This is a genomic window from Bacteroides sp. AF20-13LB, from assembly GCF_003603065.1.
GTDB lineage: Bacteria > Bacteroidota > Bacteroidia > Bacteroidales > Bacteroidaceae > Bacteroides > Bacteroides uniformis.
In genome coordinates, this window is the sequence record NZ_QTMH01000011.1 from 146,556 (window position 1) to 159,444 (window position 12,889).

11 protein-coding genes are annotated in these 12,889 nt (G+C 49.8%); 6 read left to right on the forward strand and 5 right to left on the reverse strand.

Annotated features, from left to right (window positions below; all coding sequences use genetic code 11):
• Positions 1 to 2: 2 nt before the first annotated feature.
• Positions 3 to 680 (forward strand): thiamine diphosphokinase, encoded by a 678-nt coding sequence (locus DWX62_RS14910; RefSeq protein ID WP_009037242.1) that lies wholly within the window; start codon positions 3 to 5, stop codon positions 678 to 680.
• Here the strand turns inward: DWX62_RS14910 and DWX62_RS14915 are convergent.
• Positions 640 to 1,548, reverse strand: coding sequence for a DMT family transporter (locus DWX62_RS14915; protein ID WP_022402260.1), 909 nt, complete (start codon positions 1,546 to 1,548; stop codon positions 640 to 642). The two genes, DWX62_RS14910 and DWX62_RS14915, sit on opposite strands and share 41 nt — an antisense overlap.
• 69 nt (positions 1,549 to 1,617) lie before the next feature.
• Between DWX62_RS14915 and DWX62_RS14920 the strand changes: the two genes are divergently transcribed.
• Together DWX62_RS14920 and DWX62_RS14925 are read left to right on the forward strand one after the other, a co-directional pair.
• Positions 1,618 to 1,785 (forward strand): hypothetical protein, encoded by a 168-nt coding sequence (locus tag DWX62_RS14920; protein WP_016274202.1) that lies wholly within the window; start codon positions 1,618 to 1,620, stop codon positions 1,783 to 1,785.
• Entirely contained in the window at positions 1,770 to 2,093 is a 324-nt protein-coding gene (locus DWX62_RS14925) for a type II toxin-antitoxin system RelE/ParE family toxin (RefSeq protein ID WP_005834986.1), read from the forward strand. The genes DWX62_RS14920 and DWX62_RS14925 overlap by 16 nt, the downstream gene beginning before the upstream one ends.
• Before the next feature lie 485 nt (positions 2,094 to 2,578).
• Here the strand turns inward: DWX62_RS14925 and thrC are convergent, their stop codons facing one another.
• The 3 genes from thrC to thrA all read right to left on the reverse strand — a co-directional run bounded on the left by thrC (position 2,579) and on the right by thrA (position 7,664).
• Entirely contained in the window at positions 2,579 to 3,880 is a 1,302-nt protein-coding gene (gene thrC / locus DWX62_RS14930) for a threonine synthase (protein WP_120172972.1), read from the reverse strand.
• Positions 3,881 to 3,950: 70 nt separating this feature from the next.
• On the reverse strand, positions 3,951 to 5,210 hold the full coding sequence (locus DWX62_RS14935) for a cofactor-independent phosphoglycerate mutase (protein WP_120172973.1): 1,260 nt from the start codon (positions 5,208 to 5,210) through the stop codon (positions 3,951 to 3,953).
• Positions 5,211 to 5,231: 21 nt separating this feature from the next.
• A complete protein-coding gene (gene thrA, locus DWX62_RS14940) occupies positions 5,232 to 7,664 on the reverse strand; it encodes a bifunctional aspartate kinase/homoserine dehydrogenase I (protein ID WP_117681354.1) in 2,433 nt (810 codons plus the stop codon).
• 448 nt (positions 7,665 to 8,112) lie between these two features.
• Between thrA and DWX62_RS14950 the strand changes: the two genes are divergently transcribed.
• A complete protein-coding gene (locus DWX62_RS14950; protein ID WP_005828507.1) occupies positions 8,113 to 9,150 on the forward strand; it encodes an asparaginase in 1,038 nt (345 codons plus the stop codon).
• Positions 9,151 to 9,160: 10 nt separating this feature from the next.
• Here DWX62_RS14950 and DWX62_RS14955 read toward each other — a convergent pair whose 3' ends face one another.
• Positions 9,161 to 9,703: a carbonic anhydrase gene (locus DWX62_RS14955; protein ID WP_005834976.1), complete on the reverse strand. Its 543-nt coding sequence runs from the start codon at positions 9,701 to 9,703 to the stop codon at positions 9,161 to 9,163.
• Positions 9,704 to 9,824: 121 nt separating this feature from the next.
• Here DWX62_RS14955 and radA point away from each other — a divergent pair, with 121 nt between their 5' ends.
• Together radA and DWX62_RS14965 are read left to right on the forward strand one after the other, a co-directional pair.
• Positions 9,825 to 11,192 carry a DNA repair protein RadA gene (gene radA, locus DWX62_RS14960; protein WP_120172974.1) on the forward strand — a complete coding sequence of 456 codons (1,368 nt, stop codon included), beginning with the start codon at positions 9,825 to 9,827 and terminating at the stop codon, positions 11,190 to 11,192.
• A gap of 5 nt (positions 11,193 to 11,197) precedes the next feature.
• The gene (locus DWX62_RS14965) at positions 11,198 to 12,820 is read left to right on the forward strand and encodes an FAD-dependent protein (RefSeq protein ID WP_120172975.1); all 1,623 of its coding nucleotides are present in this window, start codon (positions 11,198 to 11,200) and stop codon (positions 12,818 to 12,820) included.
• The last annotated feature ends 69 nt before the right edge of the window (positions 12,821 to 12,889 follow it).

The following is a 12,889-nucleotide window of genomic DNA, read 5'->3' on the forward strand; positions in this document are numbered from 1 at the left end:
ACATGAAAGACGAACTATCAACGAGCAACGAGCAATTATTAACTATTGATGCCGTAGTTTTGGCAAATGGGGAATATCCTGCAAGTCCCCTACCTTTAAAGATATTGGCGGAAGCGCCTTATGTGGTTTGTTGCGACGGTGGAGCGGACGAATACATCCGCCGGGGCCATACTCCCGACGTAATCATCGGCGACGGTGACTCCCTCAGTGATGAAAACCGCCGGAAGTTCGGACATATCCTACACCGTATCAGCGACCAGGAGACCAACGACCAGACTAAAGCCGTCAACTTCCTGCTGGCGAAAGGCAAACGCCGTATCGCCATCATCGGTGCCACGGGCAAACGTGAAGACCATACACTGGGAAATATCAGCCTGCTCATCGACTATCTCCGTGCCGGAGCCGATGTACGTACCTATACCGATTACGGCATCTTCATCCCCTGCCGGAGTACCCGCACCTTCCCAAGCCATCCCGGACAGCAAGTATCCATCATCAACTTCACTGCACACGGTCTGCATGGCAAAGGACTGGTCTATCCCCTCAGCGATTTCACCAACTGGTGGCAAGGCACACTCAACGAATGCACCAGTACAGAATTCACCATCGAAGCGGAAGGGGAATACCTGGTATTCGTCACTACTTCTTCGCTTCCGCCACTTCAACAAAGTACACGCTGATACAAATCATGGCAATGGCAGCGGCTTGCGTCCAACTGAAACGGTCTTGCCCCAAGGTGAGGGAAACAACGGTAGTCACCACCAGTATCAGATAGCTGTACATGGCTACAACCGTCGTCTTGAGATACTTCAAGCCCACCGGAACCAGAAAGTAACTGAGGTAAGTAGGGAAAACCAGCACAAACGCCAACACCGCCCACGGCACCCAGTGCCACTTCCCATGCAAGGCATCCGTAAGCAAGGGTGCATCCCAGCCTATAATGGACGACACAATCAATCCCGTTACTGCCGCACCGCCAAAGATGTACTTCATCATCGTCACTACCCCGACCTCTTCCAGCAGTTTCTTGCTCACAATCAGGTAAACGGCAAAGACCAGCGAGCTCACCATGCAGAGCATGTTGCCCGTAAACGCATCGTGCGCCAGGTCATCACTGCCTTGCGTAAGGATGCACAACAACGCACCGCCAAAACCCAGCGCTATGCCGATTATCTTCATCAGCGTAGCCTTTTCGTGCAGGAAAAAGACAGATATCAGAAAAACCCAAATGGGCTGCATGGAGTTGAAGATGGCACTGGAAACCGGAGTCGTCTTACTGATACCCAGCAGATAGTAGAACATGAACCCGTAGAGTCCGAAAGCTCCCAGACAGAACAGCCCTATCCGCTGCCGCCTTGTGACCGGTGCCTCCTTTACAAACCAGCTTGTTATCCAAAATGCCACGGCAGCAAAGACACAACGCACCGTGACACCCGTCAATGCACCCAGCCACAAAGGGAGCAGAAATTTCAATCCATTCATATTCAACCCCGCCATGACGCGCGATGCAACCATACTGAGATTGGCTTCCAGTTTCTTATCTTTCATCAGCTTCGTATTTTTCCCCTCAAACAATTCATTACTTTGAAATGTTTTAAGGGAAAAGGAGATAACGTTATGGCAAAAGTTAAAGAAGAGCAATCGTCCCAGCAAACAAAGCAAGTCCTCGCATTCTCCACCCGGCTACGCCATGACCTTAAGAAAGCCTGCCGGCAACTGGATGAGGGAGAAGGACAAGAGGATGTCACAATCAGTAAGGAGGTGAAGGCATGGCTAAACAAATAATATGGTCGCCACTTGCCAAAGAAGCTCTGAAGGACTTGCTGATTTCCTCGCAAGAAAGAGATGGCAACAAACGGTGTGGCGGGACTCTGTACACCTTGTTCCAAAATGCATTGTACCGTGTCACGCTGAATCCGTTTATCGGACAGCCCACCGAAGCAGAGAACATACGGTACATCATTCCGCATCCCGACTATACGCTTCTTTACCGGCACAGTCTCCGGAAAATTGAAGTGCTTGTGCTATGGAACAACCATCATAAGTTGGGCAGCATGATAAACATCATCCGGGAAGAACCCGATACAGAATAAAGCAGCCAATCTTGTCAAGAGCAGATTTATGGAAGATTAACGGAACAGACGCATGATCGTCCGTTCATATAGCCGGAACAAACCATGTATCCGTCCCGAACATATCATCCGTTTATCCTCGACACACCATCTGTCAGCGCTGAACATATCATCCGAAAGCTCGGAGCTTTTCATCCGAAACATCCGGACTTTTCGTCAAAAACATCCGAGCTTTTCGTCAAAACCGCCGGGATTTTCCAAGCAAATGCCTGCCATTCCGCTTGCTGAAGTGGAGGATTAAATCTGTAAAGCACCGGTTTAGGAGAGTAAACCCTAAGCTTTGGCTAATGAAGTGACGGAAGAACACAACAAAAAAGGAGAAGCGACGCCTCTCCTTTTATGCTAATTTAAAATTGAATCTGAACTAAGATTGCAGTTACAAAGATACAACATCCGAAAGACAATGTCAAGCAATCCGGTGTTTTTCTTTACTGACGTCCCATTCTTTATACATGCATCAGATATTGCTTGAAGTCTGCAAAGTCCTTCGACATTGGCAGGCTCTTCTTCTCGCCGCGCATAAAGGCCTGAAGCTTGGCAGGTATTTCTACGGCTTCACCGATAATCTTCTCCACTGTATCCTTGAACTTCGCCGGATGGGCCGTTTCCAGGAATACGCCCGTTTCGCTGGGTTTCAGTCCTTCGGCCAGGGCCCGGAAGCCGCAGGCTCCGTGCGGGTCGAGTAGGTAATGGTCTTTCTTCCACACTTCCCGCATAGTTTCGGCAATCTGCTCGTCGGTATAAGTGGCACCGCTGATTTCGGCAGAGATGGCGGCATGGCTGCCTCCGTAAAGGTCGAGTACGCGGGCAAAGTTGCTCGGGTCGCCCACATCCATCGCGTTAGCAATGGTAGCGATACTGGGACGCGGTGTACAAACACCCGTCTGCAAATATTGGAAGAAGATATCATTGCGGTTGTTGGAAGCGATAAAGCGTTCCACGGGTAGTCCCATACGCTTGCCGAAGAGGCCGGCAGTGATATTGCCGAAGTTACCACTGGGTACACAAATGACGGCATTGTCTCCCTTACCGGCACGCTTCAGTTGAGCATAGGCATAAAAGTAATAGAATGCCTGCGGCAAGAAACGCGCCACGTTGATGGAATTGGCGCTGGTCAGTTGCAGGTGCTCGTTGAGTTCCCCGTCCATAAAAGCGGATTTAACCAGAGCCTGGCAATCGTCGAACGTGCCATCGACCTCAATGGCCGTGATATTCTGCCCTAAGGTAGTAAACTGTTTCTCCTGGATTTCACTGACTTTTCCCTTCGGGTAGAGCACATAGACGTGTATGCCTTCCACACCGAGGAAACCATTGGCAACAGCACTCCCCGTATCACCGGAAGTAGCAACGAGAACATTGACTTGCTTCTTGCCCTCTTTCTTGATAAAGTATCCCAGCAAACGCGCCATGAAGCGACCGCCCACATCCTTAAAGGCAAGCGTCGGACCATGGAACAGCTCAAGCGAATAAATATTCTCCGTCACCCGGACCAGAGGGACATCGAAACTGAGTGTGTCATAAACAATCTGTTTCAGCGTATCGGCAGGAACATCCTCGCCAAAGAAAGCATCTGCCACGCGATAGGCTATCTCCTGAAAGCTGAGTGTATCGATGCTATCGTAAAACTCTTGTGGCAGAGTTTTGATTGTAAAGGGCATGAAAAGCCCCTTGTCTGCGGCAAGCCCCTTTACCACGGCCTCTTCAAGAGTGGCTTCGGGGGCTTGTTTGTTGGTGCTATAATATTTCATTGCGGTATTTTTTTATTCACCACAGAGTCTCACAGAATTCTCTATAAATAAAACCCCGTGAAACTCTGTGTTACTCTGTGGTGGAACTCATAAATTCATTAATAAACTCGTCTTCTTTCATCAGTCCGTAACTGCCTTCGCAGGCTGCCACTTCATCAAATGTCCGTACTTCGTCAGCCTCGATACCCGGATGCCAAATGAGGAACGGGATAGGTTCGGCCGTATGCGTACGGAGTTCGCAGGGAGTGGGATGGTCGGGCAATACGGAGATAGCAACGGGTTCCTCCCAATCCTTCACAGCCTCGTAGATAGGACCTACGGCACGGCTGTCCAGATTCTCAATCGTCATAATCTTCAAGGGGACGTTTCCTTCATGACCGGCCTCATCACTGGCCTCGATATGCAGGTAGACAAAATCATCCGTCCGCAATGCATCAAGGGCGGCAGCCACCTTATTCTCATAGTTGGTATCATAAAGCCCCGTCGCACCTTCTACGGTGATGCGCCGCAATCCGGCATAGTAGCCGATGCCGTTAATCAAATCCACGGCAGAAATCACAGCACCACGCTTCACCTGCGGGAACTTGTCTGAAAGGCGCTCCATCTGCGGACGATAACCGGGACTCCACGGCCAGATGCTATTGGCAGGGTCCTTACCCTCGGCCTTCCGCTTCATGTTGACCGGATGGTTTTCCAGCAACACTTGCGAACGGAGAATCAAATCATTAATCAAATCGGCAGTCTGCTTCGGAGTAAGCTCTGCACCGCCTTCGGGGACCGAAATATTCTCCGTACCCTCCATCGGCTTCACCATCAACGGACGGAAAGGCCTCAAAGGGACATCGTGGGGCGGCGTACAGTCAATGCGCTTGTCCCCTCCTTTTATTACCAGCAGATGGCGGTATTGCACGCCCGTATGGAAATGCACGCGGTCATCACCCAAATGCTCCTGAAGGTATTTTACCAACACATCCGCTTCCTCTGTAGTAATGTGCCCGGCAGAATGATTCTTGATATTGTCTCCCTCGATGCAGATAATGTTGCAGCGCATCGCCATCTCACCCGGCTGCAAGTCCACACCGATACTCGCCGCCTCCAATGGACCGCGGCCTTCGTACACCTTCGGCAGGTTATAGCCCAGAACGGACATATTCGCCACCTCACTGCCGGGATGAAATCCCTCGGCCACCGTCACCAGCCTTCCCACACGTCCCATGCGTGCCAGCTTGTCCATATAGGGAGTTGTAGCCGCCTGCAGCAAGGTTTTGCCTCCCAGAGCCTTCACGGGCCAGTCGGCCATACCATCACCCAATATAATGATGTGTTTCATCTTTCTATATTACGATTTGGATTAAACGTTTGCAATGCTCATAATATCCGCAAATACCCCCGCAGCCGTTACACCCGCACCGGCTCCGTAGCCTTGTATCATCATCGGATATTCCTTATAGCGTGCCGTGGTCAGCAGGATGATGTTATTGCTGCCTTCCAGCCCGTAGAACGGATGGTTGGCGCCGACTTCCTGCAAACCGACAGATGCTTTGCCATTTTCCAGTTTGGCTACGAAACGCCAATGCTTGTTCTCGGCTTCCAACACCTTGCGGCGGGCTTCGAAATCGGCATCGAGGCTCGGCACTTTCTTCCAGAAGTCATCCAGGGAGCCTTCAAAGAAGTCATCGGGCACAAAGAGGTTCTTCTCAACATCGCTCTGTTCCAAACAGTAACCGGCCTCGCGTGCCAGAATCACCAGTTTGCGGATAACATCCTTTCCGCTGAGGTCGATACGCGGATCGGGCTCGGAGTAACGTTCCTCCTGCGCCATCTTAATGGTCTTGCTGAAAGGAATGTCGGCACTGATTTTATTGAAGATATAGTTCAACGTACCGCTCAGCACGGCTTCAATCTTCAATATCTTATCACCGCTATGGATAAGGTCGTTAATGGTATTGATGATGGGGAGTCCGGCGCCTACATTGGTTTCAAACAAGTACTTCACACCGCGTTGGCGGGCAATCTGTTTCAGTTCACGGTAGTTCTCGTATTCGGAAGAAGCAGCAATCTTGTTAGCAGCCACTACCGAAACATTGTGCAGCAGCAAGTCCTTGTAAAGGGAAGCCACGCCTGCACTTGCCGTACAGTCCACAAAGACAGAGTTAAAGATGTTCATACCGATAATCTCATTACGCAGCGTTTCCAGAGAGCTGTCCTTTCCCTTCTCCTGCAGTTCTTCACGAAAACGTCCCAAATCGAAACCTTCGCGGCTGAACATGGCTTTGTTTGCATCGGCAATGCCCACTACATTCAGCTGCAGGCCGTTCTCCTGCATCAGCTTCTGGCGCTGGCTGTGGATTTGCTCTATCAAGCTGCCGCCTACGGTTCCTATGCCGCAGATAAAAAGATTCAGTACCTGATATTCCGACAAGAAGAAAGAATCATGGATGACATTCAGCGATTTGCGCAATGATTTGCTGTCCACTACAAACGAGATGTTGGTTTCCGAAGCACCCTGCGCACAAGCAATCACATTGATACCGTTACGCCCCAACGTACCGAACAGCTTTCCGGCAATACCCGGTGTATGCTTCATGTTCTCGCCTACGATGGCCACGGTAGCCAGGTTCTTTTCTGCCTGAATAGGAGAAATCTCTCCCATCTCTATCTCTTTGGCAAACTCCTCGTTCAGCACCTCGCAAGCCAGGTCGGCATCCGCATTGCGCACACCGATAGACGTTGAATTCTCCGAAGAAGCCTGGGACACAAGGAATACACTGATGCCATTTTTTGCCAGCGCCTTGAAGATACGGTAGTTCACACCGATGACACCTACCATACCAAGGCCTTGCACTGTAATCAGGCTCGTATCATTGATGGATGAAATACCCTTGATGGCCTTGCTTTGCGGGTCGGAAACCTCTCGCTTGATGACAGTTCCCACACCCTCCGGATTGAAGGTATTCTTCACCAGAATGGGGATATTCTTGTGGCAAACCGGATAGATTGTAGGCGGATAGACCACTTTCGCACCGAAGTTACAAAGCTCCGTAGCTTCCACATAGCTCAATTCATTGATAGTGTATGCCCTGGAAATCACACGCGGGTCAGCTGTCATGAATCCGTCTACATCCGTCCAGATTTCCAGACTGTCGGCATCCAGTGCAGCAGCAATGATTGCCGCCGTATAGTCAGAGCCACCTCTACCCAGGTTCGTTACCTCTCCCGTCATTTTGTCTGTGGAGATAAAACCCGGAACCAATACGCGTTTGGGCAGGCTGCTGAATGTCTCGCGCACCAACGAATTTGTCAGCTCCGTATCCAGCACATGCTTGGAATGCTTCTTTTCCGTCTTGATAAACTTGCGTGAGTCAAACCACTCCGCTCCCGTCAACTGGGCAACGATGATAGATGAAAGACGTTCGCCATAGCTCACAATCGTATCGGACGTCTTCTGCGAAAGGTCCTTTATCAGATAAATGCCCTGAAAGATGTCCTTCAGCTCGTTGAGCAGCTCACCAATCTGGCGTTGCAAGGCAACCTGCACCTCGCCTGCCGGAATCACTTCCTTAATCATTTCCACATGACGGTAGACAATCTCCCGGAACTCATTCTCGTAAGAAGCATCACCGGCTGCCGCCATTCTAGAGGTGTTTATCAACTTGTCCGTGATGCCGCCCAATGCGGACACCACCACGATAACCGGTTCATCGACTGCTTCTACAATTCTCTTGACGCTCAAAATACTGTTCACGGAACCTACGGACGTTCCGCCGAATTTCATTACTTTCATTTCTCTTTATATTGTTGAGATGGTTGATACAATGTGTCGGAAACAAGCTGCTACGGCTTGCATTGACTTTAATTAAATGGAAAAACTGCTTGAAAATGGTGTAACACGTAGAAACACAAAATACTATCCCTAACCCCTAAGGGTCATGGTCCACATGGATGTGACTGTATGTTGATAGTACTTGTTCATAGTCTCTTGTTTCTATCATTTATGATAAGTGTTGCAAAAGTAACAATAAAAACATTCAATCTATCACTTTTTGCGACTTTTTTGCGATAAAAATACAGAAAGCCTCTAAAAAGGCAAGAAATATGCACAACTTACGGCTTACACTTTCACACTTTCCATACCTTTTTTCTGTATATCCGTTTATTCTTTTCTAACATTTTGCTATCACTCTCAATATATATCATTATATTTGCATGGAAAACATGAAAGAAAAGTGCGCATGAACCCAGAAAATACTTCCGTTTTGCTAATATACACCGGTGGAACTATCGGAATGATAGAGAATGCAGAAACCGGCGCCCTGGAAAGCTTCAACTTCGAGCAGTTGCAGAAACATGTTCCCGAACTTCAGAGATTTGCGTTCCGTATCGACACTTATCAATTCGACCCGCCCATGGATTCCTCGGACATGGACCCCGATGCCTGGCGCAAACTGGTACGCATCATCAGCAACAACTACAACCAATATACAGGCTTCGTCATCCTGCATGGCACAGACACCATGGCCTACACAGCTTCTGCACTCAGCTTCATGCTTGAAGGGCTGAACAAGCCCGTCATCCTAACCGGCTCGCAACTGCCCATTGGCGTGCTCCGCACAGACGGCAAGGAAAACCTGCTGACCAGCATCGAAATAGCCACCGACCGCCACTCCAACGGACAGCCCATCGTACCCGAAGTCTGCATCTTCTTCGAAAACCACCTGATGCGCGGCAACCGTACCACCAAAATGAACGCGGAGAACTTCAATGCTTTCCGTTCCTTCAATTATCCGGTACTCGCTTCCGCCGGTATACATATTAAATATAATAATGTGCAAATTCATACGCACGGCACTCCCCACGAACTGGAGCCTCATTATCTGCTTGATACCAACATCGCCATACTGAAGCTTTTTCCAGGTATTCAGGAAAATGTCGTGGCAGCCATACTTGCCACTAAAGGACTGAAGGCCGTAGTCCTCGAAACCTACGGTTCCGGCAACGCTCCCCGAAAGGAATGGTTTCTACGCCACCTGCATGATGCCTGCGAACAAGGCATCATCATTGTCAACGTCACCCAATGCAGTGCCGGCACTGTTGAAATGGAGCGCTATGAAACCGGTTACCAACTGATGCAGGCAGGAGTTGTCTGCGGATATGACAGCACAACGGAATCTGCCGTAACCAAGCTGATGTTCCTTCTGGGGCACGATTATCCACCTGCCGAAATACGCGAACTGATGGGACGACCGCTGGCAGGGGAAATTACCGTGTGAAGCACAACTATCACTGCACCGGGGTCAATTCTCCCGTCACAGAATCTATTATGAAACCGCTGACATTGATATCATTCGGTATCAGCGGATGATTGATAATAGCTTCCACCGTACCCTTTACCGATTTCTCCGTATCTTCGAATCCATACAGCCAAGACTCGAAATCCACTCCGCAGAAACGAATCATATCAATCGTCTCCTGCTTGATGCCCCGGGCCTTCATATGCTCTATCATCTGGGCGCTGCTCATGTGGCACGCACCGCAATCGGAGTGGGCAATAACCATCACTTCCGTCACGCCCAACTCGTAAATGGCCACCATCAGGCTACGAATGACACTACCGAACGGATGTGAAATGATTCCACCCGCATTCTTTATCATCTTCACATCGCCGTTCTTGATGCCCAAGGCTGCCGGCAGTAAAGCGGTCAAACGGGTATCCATACAAGAGAGGATGGCAATCTTCTTATCCGGGTATTTATTCGTGATGTATTTCTCATACCCCTTCTCGGCTACAAAACGCTTGTTGTATGCAAGAATATCTTCTATCATGGCTTTTATAACATGTTATTGTTTTCTACTCACAAAAATAAAAAAACTCTATGGGAGTCTGCAAGCCCTGCATCGAAAAATTGTACCTTTGGGCAATCATTTTAGAAGAGAATGCACAACTATGGCTAAAGAGAAGACGGTTTATGTATGCAGCAACTGCGGACAAGACTCTCCCAAATGGGTAGGCAAGTGTCCGTCGTGCGGAATGTGGAACACGTATGTGGAAGAGGTGGTACGGAAAGAAGTGGTGAACAAACGTCCCGTATCGGGTATAGAGACCGCCAAAGCCAAACCCGTAACCCTCCATGAAATTGTAGCCGATGACGAACCGCGCATCGATCTCCATGATGCCGAACTGAACCGGGTACTGGGTGGCGGTCTGGTACAAGGTTCTCTTGTATTAATTGGCGGCGAACCGGGTATCGGGAAATCCACCCTGGTGCTACAAACCGTACTCCGTATACCGGAGAAACGTATCCTCTACGTCTCCGGCGAAGAAAGTACCCGTCAGTTGAAACTGCGTGCCGACCGTTTGACAAGTGCTTCCAGTGATTGCCTCATCGTGTGCGAAACTTCCCTGGAACAGATTTACGTCCATATCAAGAACATCCGCCCGGACATCGTCATCATCGACTCCATACAGACGATTTCTACCGAAACCCTTGAATCGTCGCCGGGGAGTATTGCCCAGGTACGGGAATGTTCCGCCTCCATCCTGCGCTTTGCCAAGGAAACGCATACGGCGGTCATCCTTATCGGGCATATCAATAAGGAAGGAAGCATAGCCGGCCCCAAGGTACTGGAACATATCGTGGATACCGTACTCCAGTTCGAGGGCGACCAGCACTACATGTACCGCATCCTGCGCAGCATCAAGAACCGCTTCGGAAGCACTGCCGAACTGGGTATTTACGAAATGCGGCAAGATGGATTACGGCAGGTGAGCAACCCATCCGAACTACTGCTGAGCCAGGACCATGAAGGTATGAGCGGCATAGCCATCGCCTCCGCGATAGAAGGCATCAGACCGTTCCTCATCGAAACGCAGGCATTGGTCAGCAGTGCCGTATATGGTAACCCACAACGCTCTGCCACAGGGTTCGACATCCGCCGCATGAATATGCTGCTGGCCGTATTGGAAAAACGTGTAGGCTTCAAGCTGGCACAGAAAGACGTCTTTCTCAACATTGCCGGCGGATTGAAAGTGAACGACCCGGCAATAGACCTTGCCGTCATCAGCTCTATCCTCTCCAGCAACATGGACACGGCCATAGAGCCGGAGGTGTGCATGGCGGGAGAAACAGGTCTGTCAGGTGAAATCCGCCCAGTGAACCGCATAGAGCAGCGCATCGGAGAAGCAGAGAAACTTGGATTCAAGCGATTCATACTTCCCAAGTATAATATGCAAGGACTGAACACGAAGAAGATTAAAATGGAATTGATACCGGTACGGAAGGTGGAAGAAGCATTCCGTGCCCTATTCGGATAATCATTATGATACAAGAATACCAACTGCGCGTATTGCCCGAAGTAGCGGCAAACGAGCAACGCCTGAAAGAGTACTTAGTACATGAGAAAGGACTGAATGCACGGGAGATAACAGCAACGCGCATCTTGAAGCGCAGTATCGATGCCCGCCAACGGACAATCTATATCAACCTCAACGTACGGGCATATCTGAACGAAATGCCGAAAGAGGACGAATATCAACATACCTTATATAATAATGTAGAAGGAAAGCCCCAAGTAGTAGTGGTAGGCGCCGGTCCCGGAGGACTCTTCGCCGCCCTGCGACTGATAGAGCTCGGTCTGCGCCCCGTCATTGTGGAGCGTGGAAAGGACGTACGGGAACGCAAGAAAGACTTGGCGCAAATCAGCCGCCAGCAACTCGTCAACCCGGAGTCCAATTACAGCTTCGGAGAGGGAGGTGCCGGAGCTTACTCGGATGGCAAGCTGTACACACGCAGTAAGAAGCGTGGCAATGTAGACAAGATTCTGAACGTCTTCTGCCAACATGGAGCCTCCACTTCCATTCTGGTAGATGCACATCCGCACATAGGTACGGACAAACTGCCGCGTGTCATCGAAAACATGCGGAACACTATCATCCAGTGTGGTGGCGAAGTCCACTTCGAAACACGCATGGACGCCCTGCTCATAGAGAAGGATGAAGTCAAAGGCATTGAAGCAAATACCGGCAAGACTTTCCTCGGCCCGGTGATACTTGCCACCGGTCACTCCGCCCGGGACGTATACCGCTGGCTTGCCGCCAACAATATAGAGATTGAAGCTAAAGGCATTGCCGTAGGCGTACGACTGGAACACCCTGCCACCTTGATAGACCAAATACAATATCACAACCGGAACGGACGGGGAAAATATCTGCCTGCCGCCGAATATAGTTTTGTAAACCAGGTGGACGGACGAGGAGTATATAGCTTTTGCATGTGTCCCGGCGGCTTCGTTGTGCCCGCCGCCAGCGGTCCCGAGCAGATTGTAGTCAACGGGATGAGTCCCAGCAACCGCGGTTCCCGTTGGAGCAATTCGGGAATGGTGGTAGAGCTACGCCCGGAAGACATAGAGCAATTTACTATTGACAATCTACAATTTACAATTTCTATGCAGCACGACAGCACGACTAATTGTCAATTGCCAACCGTCAACTCCCAATTAAGCATGATGTATTTTCAAGAGTATCTGGAGCGCCTCTGCTGGCAACAAGGCAATATGAAGCAGACAGCACCGGCACAGAGAATGGCAGACTTCACTAAGAAAAAACTGAGTTACGACCTGCCGGAAACTTCGTATGCACCGGGACTGGTTTCCTCACCTCTCCACTTCTGGATGCCCTCTTTCATTGCAGAACGCCTGAGCAAAGGTTTCCAGCTATTCGGGAAATACAGCCGTGGTTTCTTGACGAACGAGGCGACAATGATTGGAGTGGAAACCCGTACTTCGGCGCCGGTACGCATAACAAGAGACAAGGAGACACTGCAACATGTACGCGTAAAAGGATTGTTCCCTTGCGGAGAAGGCGCCGGATATGCCGGAGGCATTGTTTCTGCCGGAATTGACGGCGAACGATGTGCGGAAGCGGCAAAGGCATTCTTTGATTAAGCTATAATATTTACATCCAAATTTTGATTTTTCACTTTTTCTCGTTTAATTTGTAAACTATTATCACAT

Excerpts from the sequence above, each read along its gene's own strand:
- DWX62_RS14965 (WP_120172975.1), top strand. The coding sequence starts at position 11,198 with ATGATACAAGAATACCAACTGCGCGTATTGCCCGAAGTAGCGGCAAAC.
- DWX62_RS14910 (WP_009037242.1), top strand. The coding sequence starts at position 3 with ATGAAAGACGAACTATCAACGAGCAACGAGCAATTATTAACTATTGAT.
- DWX62_RS14915 (WP_022402260.1), bottom strand. The coding sequence starts at position 1,548 with ATGAAAGATAAGAAACTGGAAGCCAATCTCAGTATGGTTGCATCGCGC.
- DWX62_RS14935 (WP_120172973.1), bottom strand. The coding sequence starts at position 5,210 with ATGAAACACATCATTATATTGGGTGATGGTATGGCCGACTGGCCCGTG.
- DWX62_RS14950 (WP_005828507.1), top strand. The coding sequence starts at position 8,113 with ATGAACCCAGAAAATACTTCCGTTTTGCTAATATACACCGGTGGAACT.
- DWX62_RS14920 (WP_016274202.1), top strand. The coding sequence starts at position 1,618 with ATGGCAAAAGTTAAAGAAGAGCAATCGTCCCAGCAAACAAAGCAAGTC.
- thrA (WP_117681354.1), bottom strand. The coding sequence starts at position 7,664 with ATGAAAGTAATGAAATTCGGCGGAACGTCCGTAGGTTCCGTGAACAGT.
- DWX62_RS14955 (WP_005834976.1), bottom strand. The coding sequence starts at position 9,703 with ATGATAGAAGATATTCTTGCATACAACAAGCGTTTTGTAGCCGAGAAG.
- thrC (WP_120172972.1), bottom strand. The coding sequence starts at position 3,880 with ATGAAATATTATAGCACCAACAAACAAGCCCCCGAAGCCACTCTTGAA.
- radA (WP_120172974.1), top strand. The coding sequence starts at position 9,825 with ATGGCTAAAGAGAAGACGGTTTATGTATGCAGCAACTGCGGACAAGAC.
- DWX62_RS14925 (WP_005834986.1), top strand. The coding sequence starts at position 1,770 with ATGGCTAAACAAATAATATGGTCGCCACTTGCCAAAGAAGCTCTGAAG.